This is a genomic window from Enterococcus raffinosus (assembly GCF_001886185.1).
GTDB lineage: Bacteria > Bacillota > Bacilli > Lactobacillales > Enterococcaceae > Enterococcus_A > Enterococcus_A raffinosus.
This window is the reverse complement of record NZ_JXLA01000002.1, coordinates 108,704-132,560: the sequence shown is the minus strand read 5'-3', so window position 1 is coordinate 132,560 and position 23,857 is coordinate 108,704. Positions and strand designations below refer to the sequence as shown.

The 23,857-nt window shown below is 41.9% G+C and carries 25 protein-coding genes; 8 read left to right on the top strand and 17 right to left on the bottom strand.

What is annotated here, in order from left to right:
- Window positions 1-110: 110 nt before the first annotated feature.
- The 9 genes from RV13_RS01530 to metE all read right to left on the bottom strand — a co-directional run bounded on the left by RV13_RS01530 (window position 111) and on the right by metE (window position 9,236).
- Window positions 111-782, bottom strand: a complete 672-nt coding sequence (locus tag RV13_RS01530) for a DUF2922 family protein (protein WP_010743487.1) — start codon at window positions 780-782, stop codon at window positions 111-113.
- 52 nt (window positions 783-834) lie between these two features.
- Complete coding sequence (locus RV13_RS01525; protein WP_010743486.1) at window positions 835-1,218, bottom strand: hypothetical protein; 384 nt, start codon at window positions 1,216-1,218, stop codon at window positions 835-837.
- Between the two features lie 244 nt (window positions 1,219-1,462).
- A complete protein-coding gene (locus RV13_RS01520) occupies window positions 1,463-1,753 on the bottom strand; it encodes a hypothetical protein (protein WP_010743485.1) in 291 nt (96 codons plus the stop codon).
- A gap of 22 nt (window positions 1,754-1,775) precedes the next feature.
- A complete protein-coding gene (locus tag RV13_RS01515) occupies window positions 1,776-2,456 on the bottom strand; it encodes a DUF4767 domain-containing protein (protein ID WP_010743484.1) in 681 nt (226 codons plus the stop codon).
- A gap of 206 nt (window positions 2,457-2,662) precedes the next feature.
- Entirely contained in the window at window positions 2,663-3,391 is a 729-nt protein-coding gene (locus tag RV13_RS01510) for an alpha/beta hydrolase (RefSeq protein ID WP_010743483.1), read from the bottom strand.
- 98 nt (window positions 3,392-3,489) lie between these two features.
- Window positions 3,490-4,584, bottom strand: a complete 1,095-nt coding sequence (locus tag RV13_RS01505) for a PLP-dependent transferase (protein ID WP_010743482.1) — start codon at window positions 4,582-4,584, stop codon at window positions 3,490-3,492.
- On the bottom strand, window positions 4,538-5,785 hold the full coding sequence (locus tag RV13_RS01500; protein ID WP_028021217.1) for a MalY/PatB family protein: 1,248 nt from the start codon (window positions 5,783-5,785) through the stop codon (window positions 4,538-4,540). The genes RV13_RS01505 and RV13_RS01500 overlap by 47 nt, the downstream gene beginning before the upstream one ends.
- 346 nt (window positions 5,786-6,131) lie before the next feature.
- The gene (metF, locus tag RV13_RS01495) at window positions 6,132-6,989 is read right to left on the bottom strand and encodes a methylenetetrahydrofolate reductase [NAD(P)H] (protein ID WP_010743480.1); all 858 of its coding nucleotides are present in this window, start codon (window positions 6,987-6,989) and stop codon (window positions 6,132-6,134) included.
- 3 nt (window positions 6,990-6,992) lie between these two features.
- Window positions 6,993-9,236, bottom strand: coding sequence for a 5-methyltetrahydropteroyltriglutamate--homocysteine S-methyltransferase (metE, locus tag RV13_RS01490; protein ID WP_010743479.1), 2,244 nt, complete (start codon window positions 9,234-9,236; stop codon window positions 6,993-6,995).
- Between the two features lie 135 nt (window positions 9,237-9,371).
- Between metE and RV13_RS01485 the strand changes: the two genes are divergently transcribed.
- Window positions 9,372-10,295 (top strand): LysR family transcriptional regulator, encoded by a 924-nt coding sequence (locus RV13_RS01485; protein WP_010743478.1) that lies wholly within the window; start codon window positions 9,372-9,374, stop codon window positions 10,293-10,295.
- A gap of 58 nt (window positions 10,296-10,353) precedes the next feature.
- On the opposite strand, the gene RV13_RS01480 is transcribed toward RV13_RS01485, so the two are convergent.
- The 4 genes from RV13_RS01480 to RV13_RS01470 form a co-directional block, all read right to left on the bottom strand.
- On the bottom strand, window positions 10,354-11,163 hold the full coding sequence (locus tag RV13_RS01480) for a metallophosphoesterase (protein WP_010743477.1): 810 nt from the start codon (window positions 11,161-11,163) through the stop codon (window positions 10,354-10,356).
- A 39-nt stretch (window positions 11,164-11,202) separates the two neighbouring features.
- The gene (locus tag RV13_RS20925) at window positions 11,203-11,364 is read right to left on the bottom strand and encodes a hypothetical protein (protein ID WP_010743476.1); all 162 of its coding nucleotides are present in this window, start codon (window positions 11,362-11,364) and stop codon (window positions 11,203-11,205) included.
- 72 nt (window positions 11,365-11,436) lie between these two features.
- On the bottom strand, window positions 11,437-12,807 hold the full coding sequence (locus RV13_RS01475; protein WP_010743475.1) for a sensor histidine kinase: 1,371 nt from the start codon (window positions 12,805-12,807) through the stop codon (window positions 11,437-11,439).
- The gene (locus tag RV13_RS01470; RefSeq protein WP_010743474.1) at window positions 12,788-13,435 is read right to left on the bottom strand and encodes a response regulator transcription factor; all 648 of its coding nucleotides are present in this window, start codon (window positions 13,433-13,435) and stop codon (window positions 12,788-12,790) included. Before RV13_RS01470 ends, RV13_RS01475 begins: the two co-directional genes overlap by 20 nt.
- A gap of 323 nt (window positions 13,436-13,758) precedes the next feature.
- On the opposite strand from RV13_RS01470, the gene RV13_RS01465 reads away from it, so the two are divergent.
- From RV13_RS01465 to RV13_RS01445, 5 genes are all read left to right on the top strand, one after another.
- Window positions 13,759-14,091, top strand: coding sequence for a DUF2568 domain-containing protein (locus RV13_RS01465; protein WP_010743473.1), 333 nt, complete (start codon window positions 13,759-13,761; stop codon window positions 14,089-14,091).
- A gap of 136 nt (window positions 14,092-14,227) precedes the next feature.
- Entirely contained in the window at window positions 14,228-15,118 is an 891-nt protein-coding gene (dapA, locus tag RV13_RS01460) for a 4-hydroxy-tetrahydrodipicolinate synthase (RefSeq protein WP_060789040.1), read from the top strand.
- Entirely contained in the window at window positions 15,119-15,874 is a 756-nt protein-coding gene (gene dapB / locus RV13_RS01455; protein ID WP_060789041.1) for a 4-hydroxy-tetrahydrodipicolinate reductase, read from the top strand. It abuts the gene before it with no gap.
- A 47-nt stretch (window positions 15,875-15,921) separates the two neighbouring features.
- Complete coding sequence (gene dapD / locus RV13_RS01450; RefSeq protein WP_010743470.1) at window positions 15,922-16,623, top strand: 2,3,4,5-tetrahydropyridine-2,6-dicarboxylate N-acetyltransferase; 702 nt, start codon at window positions 15,922-15,924, stop codon at window positions 16,621-16,623.
- 247 nt (window positions 16,624-16,870) lie between these two features.
- Complete coding sequence (locus RV13_RS01445) at window positions 16,871-17,521, top strand: hypothetical protein (RefSeq protein ID WP_249024451.1); 651 nt, start codon at window positions 16,871-16,873, stop codon at window positions 17,519-17,521.
- A 41-nt stretch (window positions 17,522-17,562) separates the two neighbouring features.
- Here RV13_RS01445 and RV13_RS01440 read toward each other — a convergent pair whose 3' ends face one another.
- Genes RV13_RS01440 through RV13_RS01430 form a run of 3 tightly spaced genes read right to left on the bottom strand, consistent with a single transcriptional unit; the run spans window position 17,563 to window position 19,906 of the window.
- Entirely contained in the window at window positions 17,563-18,099 is a 537-nt protein-coding gene (locus tag RV13_RS01440) for a TetR/AcrR family transcriptional regulator (protein ID WP_060789042.1), read from the bottom strand.
- Between the two features lie 32 nt (window positions 18,100-18,131).
- Window positions 18,132-18,833 (bottom strand): ABC transporter ATP-binding protein, encoded by a 702-nt coding sequence (locus tag RV13_RS01435; protein ID WP_010743467.1) that lies wholly within the window; start codon window positions 18,831-18,833, stop codon window positions 18,132-18,134.
- Window positions 18,834-18,844: 11 nt separating this feature from the next.
- Window positions 18,845-19,906 carry an ABC transporter permease gene (locus RV13_RS01430; protein WP_060789043.1) on the bottom strand — a complete coding sequence of 354 codons (1,062 nt, stop codon included), beginning with the start codon at window positions 19,904-19,906 and terminating at the stop codon, window positions 18,845-18,847.
- A gap of 162 nt (window positions 19,907-20,068) precedes the next feature.
- Between RV13_RS01430 and RV13_RS01425 the strand changes: the two genes are divergently transcribed.
- On the top strand, window positions 20,069-20,665 hold the full coding sequence (locus RV13_RS01425; protein WP_060789044.1) for a uracil-DNA glycosylase family protein: 597 nt from the start codon (window positions 20,069-20,071) through the stop codon (window positions 20,663-20,665).
- 80 nt (window positions 20,666-20,745) lie between these two features.
- Here the strand turns inward: RV13_RS01425 and RV13_RS01420 are convergent, their stop codons facing one another.
- Entirely contained in the window at window positions 20,746-21,567 is an 822-nt protein-coding gene (locus RV13_RS01420; RefSeq protein WP_060789045.1) for a helix-turn-helix transcriptional regulator, read from the bottom strand.
- 90 nt (window positions 21,568-21,657) lie between these two features.
- On the opposite strand from RV13_RS01420, the gene RV13_RS01415 reads away from it, so the two are divergent.
- Window positions 21,658-23,829: an alpha-galactosidase gene (locus tag RV13_RS01415; RefSeq protein WP_060789046.1), complete on the top strand. Its 2,172-nt coding sequence runs from the start codon at window positions 21,658-21,660 to the stop codon at window positions 23,827-23,829.
- Window positions 23,830-23,857: the final 28 nt, after the last annotated feature.

The following is a 23,857-nucleotide window of genomic DNA, read 5'->3' as shown; positions in this document are numbered from 1 at the left end:
GCTTTGCATGACAAAGAGCCCGCTGGTTTGGCGGGCAAAAATTTTAGTTATGAGAAATAACTGTCGTCTCATACCAACGTTGGATTTTTTGATGAGACAGACACTGCTGGTTATTCGCGTTTTCGAATCCGATCAATCAGCCGCTTTCGCCTTTTTCTCGTTTTTTCTGGCAGAGTCTCGGTGACCTCCTCTGCTTCTGAGGAAATAGGCTGATCCTCTACCGCCTCCGTAATAATGAGTCTTGCCGGAACAGACTGATCGTCCACCTCGACATTCATTAACGTGGCATTAGACGGCATACAGGCCTGTAACAGCTCAATGGCTTGATTTTCATTCAGGGACCACGGATCAAGACCCTTCGGCAGTTCAATTTTCTGAATCAGCGTACCAGGCGCTGGTCGCTCCTCCGTGATGGTTAAATTTTGAAGTGTATCAAAAGTAGCACGTTCTTTAATTGAAGGCTGAACGTAAGATGTTGTTTCTTCTACTGGGAGAGTTTCAGATTGGGCTTGTTCCATTAATCTCGTTGATGAATCTTTTGTTTGCGTCTCCACTCGTTTGTCGAAAATGGTTTCGACTCTTTTTTCAATAATGGTCGCATGCAGGACCTTTTTAAATAAACCGACGCCGTCTTTTTCAAACAGGTTCAGCTGTGTCAATTTTGTTAACGAGGCTTTGATTTCCTCGGCTATTTTAGTTGGATCAAAATTTTTTAAACGTAAATGCTGAGAGCTGCCATCACTATTAGCGAACTCTGCATCTAAAGTAAATGTGGTAATCATTTTCTATCTTTCCTTTCTTTTCCATTTTATCTCCTCTTTTTCAAAAGCATGGTCATGATTCCGCAAGTCTTGCTAAGGGTTTTCCGATGACCTGTGTATATAATTGCTCAAGCTTTTCAGCGATAAAGGTCTGCGCTGGGAATAATTTAAGGTTCAACAGCTGCCAATCCTTTTTAGTGAAATAATCGGTGAAATACAAATAATAACGGCGCATAGCGGCTGTAGAACGCGTTTCTAGAAAAATGTGTCGCACCAGCTCCCCTAATATATTTGAAAAATCCGTCTCGCACAATTCTTCTCGTACTTGTAATGTGATCAGCATTTCGATGGCGGTCTTTCCATCTTTCGTATCAAAATAAAACCGGCGAATGCGTTTTTCCAGTGTTGGACGGGATAAGGTGAATAATTGCTGGTTGGTTAATTTCTGTTTTGTCAAAAGAGGTCCTCCTTTCTAATTTGTTTTTATTCATTCTTAGTTGAGATATCTACATCAACAAAATACGCCTTTTGTCACGGGTTTCGCATACCAAAATATTAATATTTATTAAAGCATAATGATTCTCAAAAGCTAAATATTGATGCATCAAGGATTATCGCTTCAAAAAATAATGGAAACGATTTCAAAAAATTGTTTAAATAGAAAAAAGCCTATCGTTGTTTTGATAGACTTTCCTTCTATTTTAATACACGGTATGATCGCTGTTTCGAACATTGAAGGCCTTGCTTGGGCTATTTGGATAGGAATTGTTGCCATCATATTGAGTGATCGTCGTGTGATCAGCGAATTTTTCAAAAGCTACATAGCTGTCGCCAGCGCCACCAATATTCTTCCAATGGAGAACCATGCGATTCTCTGCTTGTTCTGTTAAACTCCAGCAGCTTCGATGATAATTTTCCCAAAGAATTTGTTGGCTGACTTCGTTCGCAGTGTTTTTATATGTATCCTCATAAAACTGAATCGCTTCATCCATGGAAGTCCAGGTATTTACTGGTTCAGTAGATTCTACCGTTGGCAACGATATTTTGGAAGCCGCTAGTTAGCGCTTGGTTTTCTGTTTGCTTGAAGTGCAGCGCGTGATCCTCCATGCCTTGGTTTTGCATGGAAACTAGGACGACTGGCTGATTATTATTAAATCCAAAGAAGTAAAGGTGTCTTGCTCCTGAACCGCTTGCGGTTTCTGCGTCTGAATAAACCGCGACAATGCTGTATTCGGAAGAAGATTCGCCAGTAGTCGACCACTCAGCAGAGACAGCAACGTCATTAACAGCGATTCCCCAGGTCTTTGAACTGCCTAAAACAGCCTCCGGCAGCTGCAACCCATAAAAATTGACGTTATTATTCGGTGTGTATTCCCTGTAAGTTTGCTTCATAGTAATGCCCCAGCTCTCCATGAATTGTTGAAGCTCACTGGCTTTTTGAGTTGTCCAAAGACTGGAGTTAGTTGACTCTTCCTGGCTCTCAGATGATGAAGTGGAGCTGGCTATTGTCGATGATCTACTTAAATTTTTGTCGCTGGTTGCTGTTGTTGAAGTTTGCTTTGTTAATGAGAAATCTTCTGAAACATGAACGGTGTTCTTGCTGTTTTTATGACTCGCATGCGTTTCATTTTTGGAACAGCCTGCTAGACTTAATAAACCCACACAGATCCCCATTCCGATAATCGCTTTTTTCACTTGATCACTCCTAAATCAATCTTTCATTTCGTTATAATAACACATCAGGGAATTTTAGGTGGGTCTGTTAGAAAATATAGAGTGAACTTTCATGCCATTGTTATCGTTTTATAACGACAATGAGTGAAACAAACCGTTCATTAATGAATAGATACTGAATTAAAAAATAACGATAAATATAAAAAGAAACCATCTAGGATGATTTCTTAGTCTTTCGTATGCACTTTTTCCTCTAGCCAAGCAATTAAACGCTGAGCTACCTGTTGATTCTGATCAGTAATGGTTGATTTTCCATCGCCTTTTTGTTTGCCGTACGAACCAAAGCCTGCGTGATTTCCTCCGCCTATTTCTTGATAATCTGTTGTTTTAGGTAATTCCTTCTTCGCTTTTTTGTAAGCCTCCTGATTTAGTACCTGATCATTTTCTGCGGTCAGAGATAATACAGGAATCTTGCTATCTGCTAAACTGCCTTTTTCATCTGGATAGCTTGCTAGGAAAAATGCTCCTCGCAGCTTTTTCGTATGTTCATTGGCAAAACGGCTGGCCATTACGCCACCTAATGAATGGCCGCCAATAACATAGTCTCGATTTGGCTGTTGTGACAGGATTTTCTCTCCGCGATTTGGGGCCAAAATAGCCAAATCCAATGGCATCTTCACAATATAAACAGGATACCCCGCTTTCGCAACTGTTTCTGCCCAATCACTGTAGCTTTCAGGTTTTACCAGTGCGCCGGGGTAGAAAATGATCAGCGGCTTAGAGGTATCCTTTGAAGGAAAATAGAGCCAATCGCTTTTATCTTCCGCCTGTTCAGCCACTTGCTGGGCCTGATTTGTAGGAGAATAGGTTTGCGTTTTTAGGTAGGCGATTCCGCCGCTAATAATAACAACAATTGCGAGAACAACGATCAAAAGGATTTTTTTCCATTTTTTCACTTGATTCATTCCTTTCTATCGCTGTCATCATATCATGTTCTTTTTAAGAGTAAAACCAATTGAAAAGCGGCAGCAATGGCATTTCCTATCTAAAGGACTTATTCTTGCCACTGAAGTGCCTGCTCCAAATCCGCCAGCAAATCTTGTGGATCTTCTATTCCGACAGAAAGGCGCAATAGATTGGCCGTCAAGCCATAGGATTCTCGAAGCTCTGTCGGAATATCCGCGTGTGTCTGAGTCGTTGGATAAGTAATCAATGTTTCTACTCCTCCCAGACTTTCGGCAAAGGTGATCAAGCGCAGCTTTGACAAAAAAGCTGGAATTTGCTTCGTGTCTTGAAGATAAAAACTGATCATTCCGCCAATTCCAGGGTAAAGAACCTTCTCTACTTGCGGAAAAGTGGTCAAGACCTTCGCGATTTTCTGCGCATTGCGTTCCTGCGCTTCAAAACGTATCTTCAGGGTTTTGAGACTGCGAATAAAGAGCCAGCTATCAAAGCTGGACAACGTTGGCCCCGTTGTATTGCTTAACCACGCCAACCTCTCTCCTATCTCAGGGGTTTTGGCTACAACGACTCCTGCCAGTAAATCATTGTGACCACTTAAGAACTTAGTGCCGGAGTGAAGGACGATATCGGCCCCTTCTTTTAAGGGCTGCTGCCGCAAGGGAGTGGAAAAGGTATTGTCCACGATTAAACAGGCTTGATAGCGGCGGGCTAATTTTGCGGTATCAGCGATAGAAACTTCCTGCATCAAGGGATTAGTGGGTGTTTCTAAAAAGATCGCCGTGATCTGGTCCGTGAGCTGTGCTGCTAAACTTTCATAGTCATCAAAATAGTGAAAGACTGAACCGTTTTGCCGCGCCAATTCGTCAAAATAGCGATAGCTGCCGCCGTAAAGGTCGCGAGAAACTAAAAATTCGCTTTTAGCTGGAAACAGCTGGAAAACCAATTGAATCGCACTCATTCCGGAGCTAGTCACAATTGCCTGACTGCCTTCTTCTAATTTTGCCAGTGCCTCTTCCAAAATTTCTCGTGTCGGATTTTTCGTGCGTGTGTAATCGTAGCCGGTGCTTTTTCCTAATCCTGGATGGGCAAAGGTCGTTGATAAGTGGATCGGCGTTGAGACTGCTCCTGTTTGCTTGTCCTTATGATTGCCGATTTGTGCTAATTCGGTGGCTGTATGATAGCTCATCTTCATCTCCTCCTTTAAGTTTGTGTTCAACCGCTACTAAATTCTTGATCGCTGTCTCGATATTTTCTGGACTCGTGGCTAAATTGATTCGAATAAAACCCTTAGTGTTTGGTGAAAACCACGCGCCATAATCAATGGCTAAGCCTGCCTGTTCTTTAATATATTCTTCCAGTTCTAAGCTTGGCAGCCAATCATTCAAATTGAGCCAGGCCAAATAGGTTCCCTGAAGTTCACTGACTTTAATTTGCGGAATTTGCTGCGCTAGTGTTTGTTTTAAAAGCTGATAGTTTTTTTCGATTACTGAGAGTGCCCCCTCTAGCCACTCATCTCCTGATGCATAGGCTGCCTGTGCCGCTACTTGTCCAAGCACACTGTTTCCTGTTTGATGGTGCTTGCTTTCCCACTGTTGATACTTTTCTCGCAGGTGCTCATCTGGCAGCCAAATATGCGCATTCAATAAAGCGGCTAAATTAAAGGTCTTTGACGGCGCGTTGCAGACAATCAAATGATCCAAAAAATCTAATTCTGCCGCGATTGTCACCGCGGAGATAAAGGAATAATCCGATAAAATCAGATCAGAATGAATCTCGTCAGAAATCACTAGGACATCGTATTTTTGACAAAGGGAGAGAACTTCCCTAAGTTCTTCTCGGCTCCAAACTCGTCCAACTGGATTGTGAGGAGAGCAAAGGATAAATAGCTTAATGTTCTGTTGGATCAATTGTGCTTCAAAATGCTCAAGCGACATTTGATAACCATCGGAAGTCTTAACTAGCTCTGAGGTGAGTAATTGTCGCCGCTGATTTTTCACAACGTCAAAAAAAGGATAATAAACTGGCGGCTGTATGAGAATCTGATCTCCCTCATCAGTAAAGCAAGCAATCAAATCATGGAGGGCTTGCACTACGCCAGAAGTAAAGAACAACCACTCTTCTTGAAATGCTGTTTGTTCATGGCGGTTCTGCCATCCCTGATACGCGTTGAAATACTCTTTTGGTGTGAGTGAATAGCCGAAAACACCGTGATTGATCCTTTCCGTCAGCGTTTCTTGAACTACTTCAGGGACGGAGAAATCCATATCTGCCACCCATAACGGCAGCAGCTCCGCTTTGCCGTAGCGTTCCTTTAAGGCATCCCATTTCAAAGAGTCTGTTCCTCTTCTTTTTCGATAATACTGCTGAATAAATTCTGCTGTTTCCATCTGCTCACTCCTTATAGCTGGTTTTCTTCCAAAAAACAAAAAAAAAACGCCCCTTTGTCATTTGACAAAGGGACGGATCAAACCGTGGTACCACCCAAATTCGTATTATTAAAAATACCTCGACAGTTCCATAAAGAAACTCGGTGAGGTATCGGTCACGGCCGTCTAGCAAGCGTGAACCTGCTAAAAAACTCAGAGCTCATCTTCATTGAGTTTGCTTTGTCCTCTTTCTCACCAGCCGAGGTCTCTGTATCTAGCAGCGTCAATTACTCTTCTCTTCCACGTTCGTCTATTAAATTAATCTTATTATAATCATTTTGTTAGCTCTGTCAAATCTTTTATAAAATCATCCAGCTTTCCATTGTCCATTTAAGACATTCTTTGTGTTGTGATAGATATGCTTTGCCACCTCTGCATTGTTCATCGTATAAAGATGAATGCCCGAAACATCCTGTGTAGTCAGATCCACGATTTGATCGATAGCATAGGCCAATCCCGCTTCCCTCAGGGCGACAGGATCATGCTCGTATTTTTCCAGAATGGCCAGGAATTTTCGTGGTAGCTTCGTATTCGTCGTCTTAATCAGTCGTAAAGCTTGGTTCCGATTGACGATCGGCATGATTCCTGCAAGAATCGGCACTTTTATATCCGCTAAGTAACAGGATTCCTGAAACTGATAAAACAAATCATTGTCGAAAAACAACTGGGTAATCAGCTGTTCGCAGCCTACCGCTACCTTATGCTTCAGTTGCTTGATATCTTCAATCCGATTTAGTGACTCTGGATGCGATTCTGGGTAGCAAGCACCGCTGATATGGAGATGCGGCGCCTCTCTTTTGACATACTGAATCAAATCGCTGGCATAGACAAAGTCTTTTTTAGGCGGCAAATCAGGAAGAATATCTCCACGCAAAGCGAGAATCTGATTAATCCCAATCTGATCCAGCCGTTTCACCAATTCGGCTAATTGCGACTGACTAAGATAGGCTGCCGGCAGGTGGGCAATCGTTGGAACCTTCAGCTTTCTATGGATATAATCCGCGACCTTCAAGGTAGTCTCTTCTATAGTTTGGCGATTATTGCTGCAGGTAACGCTGATAAAATCTGGCTCTAGCTGCTGCAGCTCTTTCAAGGTTTTGAACAGCTTCTCCGTGCCAATTTGTGTATTTGGCGGAAAAACTTCAAAGGATAGTGCACTGGACATAGGCTACAAATCCTTTCTGACTTGTTTTACGGCTTCTGTCATGTTGGTCAAGCTAGCCTTCGTTTCAGGAATCCCACGAGTTTTTAAGCCGCAGTCAGGATTGATCCAGACTTTTTCCAAGGGAACCTTTGCTAAAATTTTACTGATGGTCTCCTTGATTTCATTCACTGATGGCACCCGTGGAGAATGAATATCATAGACTCCTGGTCCTACCGCTGTGCGGAAATTTTGCGCCTTCAGTTCATCCAATATTGCCAAGTTTGATCGGGAGGCTTCAAAGGAAATCACATCGGCATCCATTTGATCAATCGCGGGAATAATATCCGTGAATTCGCTATAGCACATATGCGTATGGACTTGGGTCGTTGGCTGGACCTTGCTATGGACCAAACGGAAGGCTGGAATGGACCAATCTAAATATTCAGAGTACCAATCCGTCTTTCTTAACGGCAGTTTTTCTCGTAATGCTGCCTCATCGATTTGAATCACGCGAATACCATTCTTTTCTAAATCCAATACTTCCTCTTGGATCGCTAAAGCGATTTGCAGCGTTGAATCCTTTAAGCTGATGTCTTCTCGCGGAAAGGACCAATTCAAGATGGTCACTGGTCCTGTCAGCATGCCCTTCACGATTTTATCTGTTTGCTCTTGTGCATAGGTGGACCATTTGACGGTGATCGGCTTTTCTCGAGCGACATCGCCCCAAATAATCGGCGGCTTCACGCCTCTTGTTCCGTAAGATTGTACCCAACCATTTTTACTAAACAAATAGCCGGAGAGGTTTTGACCAAAGTATTCCACCATGTCGTTGCGCTCAAACTCACCATGAACTAGTACATCTAGCCCAATTTTTTCCTGCCAATTCAACCATTCATTGATTTGCTGGGCAATAAATTGATCATACGCTTCTTGACTGAGTTCTTGGCGCTTGTATTTCGCTCGTGTCAGCTTGACCTCCCTTGTTTGTGGAAAAGACCCAATGGTGGTTGTCGGTAATACTGGAAAATCAAACGCCTGTTTTTGAATCGCCTCTCGTTCCTGGAAGGCCGGTTTGCGCGTGTAGTCCTGCTCCGTAAGTTCGCGGATTTTTTTCTGAACGGCTTGATTTTCAGTAAAGCGGGTTTTAGCAAATAGTGCTTGATTGTCTTTTAGAGCTTCTCTATTGCCCGCTAAAATGGTTGCCAAATCTACTAATTCTGTTAATTTTTCCTTCGCAAAGGCGAAATGCTGCTTGATTTCATCAGGAAACACCTCGTTTTCGGTGGTAAAAGGAACATGTAAAAGCGAGCAAGAAGTCGTTAGAATCAGTTTTTTCTGATCAAAGTCCTTCAGCGTTTCGATTGTTTGCTGATAATGGTTTCGCCAGATATTTTTTCCGTTTACCACTCCGGCAAATAAGATTTTGTCCTTAGGAAACCCTTGTGCTACTAACTCTGCCGTTTTACGTCCTTCAACAAAATCCAAGCCGATCCCTGCAAAAGGCAAGTTGATGACAGTTTCGTAGGCATCGCGAATATCGCCAAAATATGTTTGCAACAGAACTTTTATCTCTTGATCCGTTAATAGCCGTTCATAAATCGCTTTGAACTCTGCTAGTTCTTCGGTTGTTAAATCTTTCACTAAGCTAGGTTCATCTAACTGAATCCATTCAGCCCCCAGATCTTTCAGCTTGTCCAATATTTCTCCATAAGCCGTAATTAATTGGTCGGTGATTTTTTTGCGATCTGTTCCTGGTTCAAATTCACTAAGCTGCAGTAAGGTGAATGGTCCGATCAGTACAGGACGTGTGTCGATGCCTAATGCCTTTGCTTCATAGTATTCTTTAAAAAGCTTGTCGCCGCTGACAAAAATATTTGTTTCCTTTTCGAATTTAGGCACGATATAGTGATAATTGGTGTTGAACCACTTTTTCATCGGTCGTGCTTTGATATCCCCTTTTTGTCCTTGATAACCGCGGGCTAAGGCAAAATATCTTTCAGTGTCCGTTAAGTTTAGCTTCGCTACTTCCTGTGGGACAATGTTTAACAAGCAAGTCGTGTCTAACGTCGTATCATAAAAAGAAAAGTCGTTACTAGGAATTTCGTCAATCCCGCTTTCCTTGATTAACTGCCAATGTTTTTGTCTTAAATCCTTAGCAAAATCCTCTAGCTCCTCACTAGACAGCTCTCCACTAAAATATTTTTCTGTCGCAAATTTCAATTCTCTATTTTCGCCAATTCTAGGAAACCCGATAATGGTTGTTCTCATAGTTTTTCCTCCTTCAGTTGTGTTACGGTACACAATAGCACGCTTTTTTTTGCTTGAATAACTGAAAAAAGTAATAACTAGTTATAGCCAATAACTATAACCTTCGTTATACTCTTTAAAAAAAGAGGTGAAGCGATGCGACTGCAGCAACTGATTTATTTTGAGAAAATTATTGAAAAAGGTTCGATCAATGAGGCCGCAAAAGCGCTGTTTTTAACCCAACCCAGCTTATCAAACGCGCTGAAGGAACTGGAAAGTGAAATGAATGTTCAGCTAGTGATCCGAAACAAGCAGGGAATTATCCCAACCTCTGAAGGACGGGAATTTCTAATATACTGTCGTCAAATTTTGGATCAAGTCAATTTGCTGGAGGAAAAATTTAAAAACGAACCGCTGCGCAAGCAAAACTTTTCCGTGTCGGCGCAGCATTACGCCTTTGTGGTACACGCGTTTGTTGAGCTGTTGCGCACGGTGAATTCTGACGAGTATAATTTTACTTTGCGAGAAACCGAGACGGAAAATATTTTTGACGACCTCACCAGCTTTAAAAGCGAACTAGGCGTTTTATACTTGAATGCCTTTAATCGGCAGGTCATGTTGAAGCTATTCAAGGAAAAAGGGTTGTTTTTCACTCCATTATTTGAAGCAAAACCGCATGTTTTCGTTAGTCGCAGCAATCCTTTAGTGGCGAAAAAGTCGTTAACATTAGCCGATCTTGAGGATTATCCTTATTTGTCCTATGAACAGGGGGAAACGAACTCCTTTTATTTTTCCGAAGAGATTCTCAGTACCTGGGATCGCAAGAAGAATATCAAGGTCAGTGATCGCGCGACTATTTTTAATCTGATGGTGGGGCTAAACGGTTATACTATCAGCTCTGGGATCATCAGCAGCGAATTAAACGACGACAAAATCGTCGCGATTCCTTTAGAGTATGACGATGTCATCACGCTAGGCTGGCTTAAGCAGGAACAGCTAGAGCTCAGTCCTTTGGCTCAGACCTATTTAGAGCTGTTGAAGGAGCATATCCGTGGCTATGGGTTTGAGATTATCCAATAAGAAAGGAGCAGCCTACTTATACTTTGAAGTAGCTGCTCCCCTTTTTTTGTTCGTTTTATCAAAAGTGCAATTGAAAAACAGAGATTTCCGGCGGCACCCCCAACCGTGCATGGATGGCTGTCGTACCTAATCCGGTATTTACATAAAGTTTGGTATGATCGCTGAGTTCGTAGAGACCACGAACGTATTTTTTCGCTAATACATTCGTCACCTGATAAAAAGGCAGACGAATTTGCCCCCCGTGACTATGACCAGCTAAAACGAGTTGTGTATTTGTTCCCACGAAGCCATCCGCCACATCCGGCTCATGGGTCAGCAACACAGAATAATCATACCCTTGACGATAACTCAAGGTTTCATCGATCGAAGGAGACCCCAGCAATGAATCGTCTAATCCACCGATGAATACTCTTTTGCCATTTGCCAAAGAAATTGTTTCGCCGGCATTTTTTAATACGTCAAAATCGGCCGCATTCATGACTTGCTGATAAATTCTTGCGGCTCCGCCACCGTAATCATGGTTGCCCCAAACCGCGTATTTACCGATAGTCGCCTTCATCTCCTTCAGCTTCTCAATAATTTCCTGTTCATGGTTGTATTGGCTGTAGTTATCAAATAGATCTCCGGTAAAAACGATAATATCAGGTTTCTCATTGTTTACCTTGCGAATCACCTTGTCCAAACGTTTGGTAGCGTAGCTTTCTGAGACTTGAATATCTGAAAGCTGAAGTACCTTCAATTCTTCCGGCTTGGAGGAAGCACCCAGCTGCAATCGATGTACAACCACCAAGTTCGGTTCGATTTTAAATGCGTAGATGGGAATAAATAATAGGAGTAGTAACACTCCGAGTAACAGTCTTTTGATCATAGAATTTCCTGCTTTCTTTTGCTTATAGTATCTATCTGTTTACTGACTGACAGATGGAATCTGTAATCGCGTCGTTTTATCCATCATGCCTGCTGGAGCGATTTTTTCATGTATGGCGATCATCGCCAGCATCCCGCCTGTTAGAAGCAGCGCGGCTGTCAGAATTCCGATAATTATCTTTCGTTTTGTTTTCTTGTCCATACTCTCTCCTCCTTGCAGAAAAAGAATACGAAACAATTATGCAAAACTTGTGCAAAAGAAAAACAGCACAGATTATTGTGCTGTCTGTTGAATGGGCAATACGATTGTCGCAAGGAAAGAATAGTTTTCCTGTCGAAGCTTGAACTCACCGCCAATGAGACGAAGTGTTTGTTCGACGATGGAAAGTCCGAGCCCTGTCCCAGATAAATGGCTGTTGCGAGACTTTTCTCCTACCACAAAAGGTTCCTTTAAATGGGAAAATTGCTGCTGGGACAATGGATTGGCTCTATTCTCAAACATGATCTGATACTGGGAATCCTGCTTATTGCCAGTTATTTTCACCTGTTTATCCAAGCTGTACTTCATACTATTTGTCAATAAATTAGTCAATACAATACTTAGTAGCTGAGGGTTCGTTTCCAGTTCACAGGCTTCTGCCTTCAGGTCGATTTGAAAGGTTTGATCGATGAGCCTTTCTTGTGCGACTTCCTTTTCAAGCAGCGAGGAAATGTTGATTCTTTCAAATTGAATCGTCTCCTTCATCTGCTGACTATAGGCCAGTAAATTTGTCACCAGGGCATTCATGTTTAGCAATTGCTGATCGATATCTTCCAGAAATGCAGGATTTTCTAACCCCATTTGTTCACCGTCCACTAGCAGCTGCATGATGGATAACGGTGTTTTTAACTCATGAGCTAGATTTGAAGAGAAGGCCTTCAGTTGATCATTACGCTCCAGCATTTCCATTTCATGCTGCTGCAACGAGCGTTTCATCTGATTGATCGATTGACTTAACTGACCGAGCTCATTTTCCTCCTGATTGTCAGAATCTGTAAAATTCAGCTTAGAAATATTTCGCGTTGTCTGCTCCAAGCGACGGATCGGCTGGATGATTTGATTACGCACCAAGAGGATAATCAAAGCAAACAACAGCAGTAAAAATAACACTGTAGCTGCGATTAGAATGGGAAAAAGTGTTCGGACTGCGGCTTGAAAGTCAGGGATGCTTGTCCCAACAAGATAGAATTGATTTCCCTCCGAGAAGAACACCGTATAAAAATCATTTCGCTGTCGGGTTTGATTATACAAGCGCTGGACCGATTGTCCCTGCTGGACGCCGTGAATCGTTGTTTTATCTACCCAAAAACGATGAAGGGCGATTCCTTCTTTACTTAGTCGAAAGGTAATGTCGTTGGTCAACTCTTCCTCTGAAGGTGTGCCGCTATTATCCAGCGCGATCACCACAAGTTCATCAGAAATCTCCTTTTTTTTTCCGTTTTGGATCAGTTTTTGCGCCTCCTTGACCGGCTGTTCCATTTTCCAGTAATAATAAGTAGGAAAACCCCAGCGATAAAATAGCGTCAAAACCAACAGGATCAACGCAAAGATGATGGCTACTCGTTGAATAAACACACGGGTCAAACTATTTTTTCGCAAGCTCAAAACGATACCCTGTTCCGTAAACAGTTTGAATAAATTCTTTCCCGATCTTTTCACGCAACATACGAATAAAGCTGTCGACGGTCCTTTCATCATTTTCGTTGTCCAATCCCCAAACAGAAAGGAGAATCTGCTCACGCGTCAAAGGCAAACCTTGATTCTGATATAGATAAAATAACACATCGTACTCTCTGCTGGTTAAATCCAACTGTGTCCCATTCAGTAGTACGCGCTTTTCATTCGGGAGAATAACCAGCGGCTGATGAAGGTCTTGATGGATTACGCCTAATAATTTTGCTACACGAGCCAGAAGAACTTGAGCATGAAAAGGCTTCGCTAAGTAATCGTCCACCCCTGTTTTCAAGGCTTCTACCTCATCTTCAGGCATGTTCTTAGCCGTCAGCATCAAGATTTTAATAGTACGTTCTCGTTTCATGGCTTTTGCTACTTCTAGCCCGTTCATTTTCGGCACCATCCAATCCAAAATGGCCAAATCGAAAGACTCATCATAGAATTTCTCCAAAGCAGCTTCGCCATCCACAACCTCCACTACCGAATACCCTTCTTTTTCGAAAAATTTCCTCAGCAGCTCCCGCATTTTATCTTCGTCTTCACATAATAGTAGTTTCACTTAAAAAAATCCCCTCTAAAAACATTGATCGTTGTAACAATAGCGCGAAGAACTTACTGTTTCAATCTTTTCGAATGATCGGCTCAGTAATCTTATAAATTATCTAAAAATTTTTCCCAAAAATTTACTAATGCTTTTTCACTCCGTGATTGATACACTGAAAAGAATAGGAGTTTGTAGGGCTCTTAGTTAGAATAAAAAAAGTTATATCGATTGATTTCTTGTGTCTTCTATGCAAAAAAGACAATCGTTGGGCCTATTTATTTGTAGGACTCGCGTTTATTCTTTAATTATAACGACATCTTTTTTTGGAGGTTATAATCTTGGCAGCAATTGTTTTACTTACGCGCTTTTTACTGGAGCTAGCAACGATTATTGGCATTTTTAGTGGTGTTTTCTTACATTCCACACTCTATCAAAGAGTATTTTTTGCTTTCTTAGCGTGCGTACTTACTTTTATTTGGGCAAGATATGGGGCTCCGAAGTCTCCCACAGTCCTAACTGGTCGTAAAAAATTCATTTTAGAAATTTCTGTCTACTCTATCGGGGCTCTTGCTTTCTTTTCTTTATTTGGCGTTGAGATTGCAAGTTGCTATTTAGCAATCGCAGGAATTGATTTATGGCTGACGTATCGCTTAAACTTGCAAGGGCATTAAAGCCTCTGCTTTTTTGATTGACTTTACTTGAAATTTTCATTAGATTTTCGTTGGCATTCGTTAATAATTGGGATATAATTCTACTACTAAGGACCTTTTTAAGGGGCTTTAAAAAAAGAAAAAGGAGTTGTTTCTCTTGAGAATATTTGAAGGATCAGGTGTTGCGTTAGTTACCCCCATGAAAGCCGATGGTGCCGTCGATTACAAGAAGTTAGAGGAACTAGTAGAATGGCAAATCAGTGAAGGTACTGATGCGATCATCGCTTGCGGAACGACTGGTGAGGCCTCTACCCTAGCCAATAATGAACACATCGCTGTCATTGAGGCGGTGGTCAATAAGGTGAATGGTCGAATCCCAGTAATCGCAGGGACAGGTGTCAATGATACACAGCATGCCATCGAATTATCTACTGGTGCGGAAAAAGTTGGTGCTGATGCCTTATTGATCGTAACTCCTTACTATAATAAAGCGTCAGACGAAGGACTATTTTTACACTATCAAAAAATTGCTCAAAGCGTGAAATTGCCGATTATTTTATATTCAGTCGCTTCACGAACAAATATGAATATCGCTCCAGAAATGGTTAAACGATTAGCAGAGATCCCGAATGTCGTTGCCATTAAAGAAGCTAGTGGAAATATTTCTCAGATTGCGGAGATCGCTCGTATTATGCAAGAAGATTTCACGATTTATTCTGGAAATGACGATCAAGTTTTACCAATCATGGCTTTAGGAGGCAAAGGGTCAATCTCGACTGTCGCGAACATCGCTCCTCGCCAAACTCATGAATTGACGCAAGCATTGCTAGATGGCGACTTCCAATTAGCCAAAGAGTTGCAATTAGCACAACTGCCATTGATTCATGCTATTTTCTGTGAAGTCAATCCAATTCCTGTGAAAACCGGTGTTGGTCTGCTAGGAAAAATTGAACCAAACTTCCGTCTTCCCCTTTCTGCTGCCAAAGCAGAAACAGTCGAGGGCTTGAAAAAAGAAATGTCAGCCTATGGTTTGGAGGTTGCGAAATAAATGATTGATATTATTTTAAGCGGGGCAAATGGACGGATGGGACAAGTCTTACAGACCATGATCGCTCAGCAGCCTGAAATGCAGGTCGTTGCGGGCGTTGATCGTGAAGCCTTCGAGGCGGATTTTCCCACCTATCAATCGATGGCAGATTGCCAAGTTGAAGCCGATGTGATTATTGACTTTTCTCACTATTCAGCGGTTCCAGCGGTGTTGGATTATTCTGCTGACAAAAAAATCCCAGTCGTTGTCGCGACTACGGGCTTGACTGATGAAATCAAGAAGCAAATTGAAAAAACCGCAGAGCAGACAGCCGTGTTCTTCTCAGCAAATATGTCATTAGGCATTAACCTATTAGCGAAGGCGATTCGTGAGATTACACCTGTTTTAGAGGAAGAATTCAATATTGAAATCGTCGAAAAGCATCATAATCAGAAAAAAGACTCCCCTAGCGGTACTGCTTTGTTACTGGCTGATGCGGTCAATGATGCGGTGGAAGAAAAGAAAACCTATATTTATGGTCGCCATGGCAATGATTTGGAAAATCCGCTATCCGAACTAGGCATTCACGCTGTTCGCGGTGGAACTATCCCTGGGGAGCATACCGTGATTTATGCAGGCCCTGATGAGGTCATTGAACTAAATCACCTAGCCTTATCACGAAATATCTTCGCCAGCGGAGCTGTTAAAGCAGCAAAATATGTAAGTGAAAAATCCACTGGCATATACGATATGGAGAAATTAATCGACGAGAGCTGATTTTTCCAGAATAAAAAAAGAAACTGAGACAAGAAATGAGGAATTTGATGACTTTAACCGATCCCTATGAAATTGCAAAATATATTAAAAACGCCGAAAAAATGACCCCTGTCAAAGCATATGTGCAAGGAGACTTGACGGGTATCACCAAAGAAAAGGTTCAATTTTTCGGACAAGAAAAGACCTGGATCTTGATTGGTGAAAGTCAGGCCGTGCAAGAGGTACTAAACGAGCAGCAAGCAAAAATCACAGACGTTCATGTTGAGAATGATCGCAGAAATTCAGCGATTCCGATGCTGGATATCTCAAGTGTCAATGCGCGCATTGAACCAGGCGCACTCATTCGCGATCGTGTGGAAATTGGTGATAAGGCAGTAATCATGATGGGCGCGATTATTAACATTGGTGCTTCTATCGGTGAAAGTACTATGATCGACATGGGTGCAATCTTAGGCGCTCGTGCAACTGTCGGAAAGCACGCCCACATTGGTGCTGGCGCAGTCTTGGCCGGCGTACTAGAACCACCTAGTGCCTCCCCTGTTGTTGTTGAAGATAATGTGCTAGTTGGTGCCAACGCGGTGATTTTAGAGGGTGTCCATGTTGGCAAAGACGCGGTCGTTGCTGCTGGTGCCGTTGTAACAAAAGATGTTCCTGCAGGAGCCGTTGTTGCTGGTACCCCTGCTAAGATCATTAAAATGAAAGACGAAATAGATCCAGGAAAAACGGAATTTTTAGAGGATTTACGTTAATTCAAAGGCTGTAGTTATTCAATGGAATAGCTACGGCTTTTTTATTAACTTGTACATGCGTGCGTAGTTCTTAATTAATAAGCGAAGCCATTGAAAACGTTATCTAGTTCATCTTTTTCGTTATTCTAATCAAAAATTAGTGTTTTTTTGATTCAAATAACATCTTTTACCTTATTCTTACTGCATTTTTTTCGAAGTATGCTATAATACAATCGGATTAGAACTATTCTTAAAAGAAAGCGACTGAATGACACTAGTGAACTTAAAAAGTATTAAAAAATCAATCAAAACTCGTAACAAACAAATCAGCAAAACATTTGCTCAAGTGGAAGAAACACTGGCAAATCACATCCATAGTGATGTAAAAATCTACTTTGACAAAGTGAATCCTCATCAACTTCACCTTGAGGAGAAGACTCCTGACGGCAAAACACGTCATATCCAAAGTTCGGAGCATGATCACTCTTTCAAAGAATTGGTGGATGCCCACATTCAAAAGCCACATACCAATACGTTGAATCAACTAACGAACAGCGTCTACAATTTGTGGTCAGAAAGCTTCAAATCATCAGCACCTGCTGAAAATCAAGACACGGACAAAGCGGCAGAACTTGCTCAAGATATTTTGGCGGATGTTGTCAAAGAACCAGCAAGTGCCGGCGTGACTGCGGAACAAGCAGAAGCATTGAATCAATCATTGAAGACTAAAACGAATTATTCTGCTGAATGGTCAGATGCAGAAAGCTCAATTGAAGTCTTCTACAACCCTCCAAAAAAAGAGCGTCAATTATTGGCAACAATCGCAGCGGATCAAACAATTACCTACACTGATGCCCTAGCAACAAAGCGCGTCATGAAAAAAGAATTGCCAGATATGATCGCAGCGGTATTAGCGTAAAAAAATTCCCACTATCATTATTGATAGTGGGAATTTTCTGTTTAGTCCAAGACGCCATAGAAAAACAGTTGAATGGCTTTTTCTAAATTGTCTTTCCGTGTCTCTTCTGGTGAGTCCAAATAAGCAGAAATCAAAATGAATAACTGACGAACCGCAAAATCAGGATCTACTGATGCTTTGATGTTGCTCTCTTTTTGGAAGACCTCAACAAATGGCTGCTTATATGAATCTTGCCAAAGGGAAAAGAGCTTTTTCGCCGTTTCAGGACTGAGGGTGTGCTGAATATCGTGCATCATCATAAACAGACTGAAGGGATGCCTCTGCTGCAGGTATAAAGCCATTCCTATAATTTTCTCTTCAAAGCTCGTCGCTTTTTCAGCTATTTCTGTCAAACTTGCTCCTACCTCGGTGGACAACCGCAGCATGACTTGATAATAAATGTTTTCTTTGTTTTTAAAATGATAATAGATATTTGGCTGGGTAATGCCAAGAATCTTTGCGATTTGCCGCGTAGATGTGTCATTATACCCCTGCTTCATAAATAATTCTTCGGCAACATCTAAAATCTCTTCGTACATCGAATCGCCTCATTTTTTCTTTGGTACCCTCATTATACGCTATCCGACTCTTTTTCGTCCTCAGAAACTGATTTTTCTTTTAGTGTGCCATCCTTCATTTCTAAAATTCGATCACAGAATTTCACTAAACGTGTGTCATGGGTCACCATGATGGTTGCTTTGTTCTTTTCCTTCGTCTCTTTTGCTAAAATTTTAACCACTTCATAGGCTTTTTCAGAATCTAGACTGGCGGTTGGTTCATCCGCTAAAATGATCGTCGGATCATGATACAATGCTCGAGCGATCGCGACACGTTGACGTTCCCCCCCAGACAGTTCTTCTGGATACTTATTCTCCAAACTGGCAATTCCTAATTGCTCAAATAACTTTTCTGCCACCTGTGTATTGTCATTTTTGCTGACCTTATCAACTAGCTTTAACTGCTTTTTAACGGTCAAAAATGGGACGAGATTTGAGGCCTGCAAAATAAACCCAATTTCTTTGAACCGTAATTTTGCCCGCTCCTTCTCTTTCTTTTCACTAAAATCTTCATCATTAATCAACACTTCACCTGAAGAGGGAGATTGAAGGCCGCCTGCAATGGTCAGGAAGGTACTCTTCCCAGATCCGGACGGGCCAATGATCGCGACAAATTCCCCTTTTTCGACTGAAAAATTCGTTTCCTTCAATGCTTCGATGGTTGAATCCCCATCTTTGAATGTTTTTTCTACTTGTTTAAATTCAATTGCACTCATTTTTTTCCTCCTTACCCGATGGCCTTCAGCGGATCGATCTTGACAATCGTGCGAACGGAGAAGAACGCACCGATCAACGCTACAAGGATCATTAATAGACTGATGCCGCCAAAGAAGAGCATATTGACTTGGAATGGAACCGCATCTGGTAAAACTAAGGCCGTGCCAAGTGTCGCCCCTAAACCAATCACGACACCGACTGTTGCTAGTAAAAAGGTCTGTGCGATGACTGAATTAGAAATATAGCGGCTTGAGATTCCTTGGGCCTTCATGACGCCGAAAATCTCTGATTTTTGCATTGTTAATACATAGATAAATATTCCAATAACGATCGCCGCGATCACGATCAAAAAGCCAATCATGAAACCAAAGGTCAAGACCTGTGCACTATAGCCAGGCAGTTCGTTAATAAAGTCTTTGATATTTGTTTTCTCTAAATCATCTGGGATTGATTGGACATCCCCGCGTGTGATAATTGCATTAATCCGGGTATTTTCACTCGCTCCTTGTGTTTCAAAGCGAATTTCTTGATAGGCCCCGATGGTCGTATAAAGAACAGGTGCTACATTGAATTTTGCATTGTCCGTAAACCCAACGATCTTCAGAGTTTTTTCATTGCCAGCCATCTTCACCGTTTCGCCAAGTTTTAAGTTGTACTGATCCTTTAAAGAACTATCGGCTACGGCTTCATCATCCGAGGCGAACATTTTTCCACTAGTTAACTTTGGTGCGATGAATTGGTCCTTATCAATGCCGAAAAAGCTGACATCAATTTTTTCTCCACTGTCCCCTTTTATGACACCAGCGGTTTGAGCTAGGTAGGCTTTTTCATCTGCCTTCACCTCATCAAAGGTTTTTAAGGGGATCATGGACATATTTAGATTGTTGTTGGCTTCCTCGGTTAAAAGGATATTGTCCGCATCCCATTTATCTACTGCGGTTCGATTGTCTTGTGCCAGCCCGTAAGCCAATCCTGTTAAAAAGAAGACCAAGTAGGCAATCAAGAACATAACTCCCATCACTAGCGTATAACGCAGCTTGGAGTGTTTGATTTCATTAATCGCTAAAAACATAAAAATACCTCCACTTATCAGTTGATAAAATTACCCTAACACGATTAATTTCTGAAGGAAAATAATTTGCTTAGGACTTCCGGATAAAAGACTACTATTTTTGAAACTAGACATTCCCTGTCAAGATTAATACGGTACACTAGATTTAAAGGAGGTCAGAAAATGAATATTAAACAGGAAATTATAAAGCAGCTGCCGGAGGATCCTCAGATTTACTTGAATGCCATCAAAATTGATCCTAGTACAATAAAGGCCATCATGATCAATGAGGTCGTCCCTGCTTCTCCAGAGAATGATTTTTACGGTTCACCGGATGCGACCTATATGGAGACCACTATTCCCTTGTTCCAAAAGGCTGGTATTGAAGTTTCAACGATTGAGGATATTTTGGCTCATGGCATCTACCTTACGAATGCTATAAAGACGCCAAAGCAGGAAACAACGATCGACAACGCCAGTATTGAGCGCAGCCTTCCCTATTTAGAACAGGAACTGGCTCTGTTCCCAAATGTCCAAGTCATTATGCTGATGGGGGATGTGGCGAAGAAATGCTATAACAAGATCACTAAAAGAACGACAAAGAAGAACGTTGTCCCTGCCATCTCCACCTATAAGCTGAGAAACACGGAACTTTTTTATCAAGGGATTCGAATCATGCCCTCTTATATTATGACTGGAAAAAATATTCTGATTGAAAAATCAAAGTTACAGATGGCTGCAGAAGACCTTGCGACGATGTTTGCGATCATTTCTGAATAGTTATCTAGGAAGCAAAAAACGACGAATCCAAAAATGGACAAGTCGTTTTTTGCTTCTAATGAAAAAGGCGCTTCTTTTTTCTATTGACCGGATTTCTCATTAAAGGTCTGCTTGTTTTTCCGATACTCACTAGGCGACATTCCCATCTCCACTTTAAACACCTTTGCAAAGTAATTGCCATTCGACATCCCCACCAATCGAGCAATCTCATGAACTCTTCGTTGCCCATCTAGTAAATGAGGCAGTGCTTTTTTTATTCGATATTTCTTTAGATAAGCGATGGGTGATATATGATACGCCTTTTCAAATAGTCGAATTGCTTTGTAGCGGGACAAACTGTACCGCTCCTCGATATCGATTAGACCTATTTCCTGTTGGTAGTTCTGCTCTAAAAATGATTTGATTTCCTTAGCCAAAGGATGTTTTTCTACCCGTTGTGTCACGAGTTCCTTTTTTATTGCCAAAACCAAGTCATAGGCTAATGAAGTATTTTCAAAAAAAGGACTCTCTGCTTGCTTTTTGAGCTGGTCATGTGCCTTCTTTAGTGTTTCTTGAAAGTCTATTGAACTTTGATGCAGCGTTTGATTTACAGGATAGAACCATTGGAGAATGTCTTTGGAAAACTCCAAATATAGAAATCTCCAGTCCGATTTTCCATAGTAGCAGCAATTACTAGGGATCTCAGCAAGAAAAAAACTTCCCTTTCGTTGAGTACTGCGCTGTCCTTCTACTTCAAAATACCCTGTTCCTGCCGACGTATACTGCAATACAACTAAATCATCCCTGCGCGCGGCATTGTCCCAATGATAATTTTCATCCCCATGTCCTACACCGATTCCCTTTAAGTAAGGCAGGTTGTAGGTGTCAAAATAATAATAGCTATGAGAAAAATAATCTTGCAATATTTTACCCCTTTACTCAAATTTTTTATTCTTGTTTCCCAACATCTAATTTCTTATGCTTACAGTATATAATATAAAGGAGCTGTTTTCATGCCTATTCTATTTGATCATCAACGGCAAATATTTCATTTATCAAATTCTCAAATCAGTTATGTTATTGGGATAGAAAAAGAAAAATTTATTACCCATCGATACTTTGGCAAGTCTCTCCCCTTTTATGCCGGTAGCAATGAATTGCAGCGGATCGATCGCGGCTTCGCTACGAATCCAGATCCATCCGACCGTACATTTTCCTTGAATGCCTTACCACTGGAAACAAGCACCCAAGGAACGGGAGACCATCGTATTGGCAATTATCAAATTCGTCGAGAAAACGGGGCGAACGTGACGAGTTTCAGCTATAAAAGCTATACTATTTCCTCTGGCAAGCCTACATTAGAAGGACTTCCTAGTTTACGTGGTGAACAGGCGGAGACATTGTCGATTTTGCTGGTTGATGAAGTCCAGAAGTTGGAGATGATTCTCAACTATACACTTTATAAAGATTATCCCGTTGTCACTCGCAGTGTTCGCTTTCTTAATCGTGGCAAAGAAAAGGTGTTTATTGAAAATGCGGGATCAATGCTGCTCGATCTTCCCCGTACGGATTTCGATATGCTTACCTTAAACGGCTCCCACACAAATGAAGCGACGATTGGTCGGCAAGCACTGCATGAAGGAATTCAGAAAATCGAAAGCTCTCGAGGAACCAGCAGTCCTCAGCACCAGCCGTTTTTAGCGTTGATGGATTCGACTACGAACGAATTTCAGGGAGAGGTTTATGCGTTTCATCTAATCTACAGCGGAAATTTCACTGCACAGGTAGAAGTTGAACAGTACGGGTCCAGTCGCGTTCAGCTGGGAATCCAGCCTGAAACCTTCGAATGGTGTTTGGAACCAAATGCGTCGTTTCAAACACCAGAGGCCGTTATCAGTTACTCTGACGCCGGTCTTAATGGGATGTCTCAGACCTTTCACACACTCTATCAGAAGGAACTAATTCCTGTTCAATGGAAAGATCAGGAGCGGCCAATCTTATTAAATACTTGGGAAGCGAATTATTTCGACTTTCATGAAGCGGATTTGCTCCAACAGGCTGAAGTAGCAAAAGATACGGGAATTGAGCTTTTTGTGCTGGACGATGGCTGGTTTGGTCAACGTAATGATGATACCTCTTCTTTAGGCGATTGGTTTGAGAATCGTGAGAAACTCCCACAGGGAATAGCCGGTTTGGCGGAAAAGATTCAGCAAAAGGGACTCAAATTCGGGCTGTGGTTCGAACCGGAGATGATCTCTGAAAATAGCCGCTTATTTGAGTCGCATCCAAATTGGGCGTTGCAGGTTCCTGATTATCCAAAAACAGAGGGTCGACGACAGTTGGTCCTAGATTTGAGTCAGACAGTCGTTCAAGAATATTTGATCGAAATGTTAGACAGCTATCTATCCACGGGAAAAATCGACTATATTAAGTGGGATATGAACCGACATCTTACAGAAGTGGGCAGCTTCGCTTTTCCCGCTTACCAGCAAAAGGAGATTTACCATCGCTATGTTCTAGGGCTTTATCGTGTGCTTGAGGTCATAACGACAAAGTATCCTAATTGCTTATTTGAAAACTGCTCAAGCGGCGGGGGGCGTTTTGACCCAGGGATGATGCATTATATGGCGCAAACGTGGACTAGCGATAACACGGATGCACTCTGCCGCAGCAAAATCCAATATGGCTACAGCTTGTTGTATCCGCCGATCATGATGGGTGCCCACGTGTCGCCTGTACCGAATCATCAGGTTGGTCGAAGGACTTCACTGCATACACGAGGATTGATTGCCATGAGTGGGAACTTTGGTTACGAGATGGCTCTTACTCACTTACCTGCTGATGAACAGAAAGAAATTCGTGAACAAATCACTTTTTATAAAAAACATCGCTCGTTGTTCCAGTTTGGTAAGTTTTATCGTCTACAATCCGCCGATGATTTTTTTGCAACGGCTTGGCTCTTTACAAATGATGAGGAAGCAATAGTCATTTATTTTAACGGACTTGCTCGACCAGCAGTTCCTGTTAAGTACTTAAAGACTCGCTACTTGGAGGAACAGGCAATCTACAAAAATACGGCAACCGGCAAACTCGTATCTGGTGCAGAATTAAATCAGGCGGGGATTACAATTCCGCGCATCAAAGAGGATTTCTCCATGTTGCTTTTCCATTGGAAAAAGATCTAAAAAAAGTGCTCTCTGCAACGAAAACTGC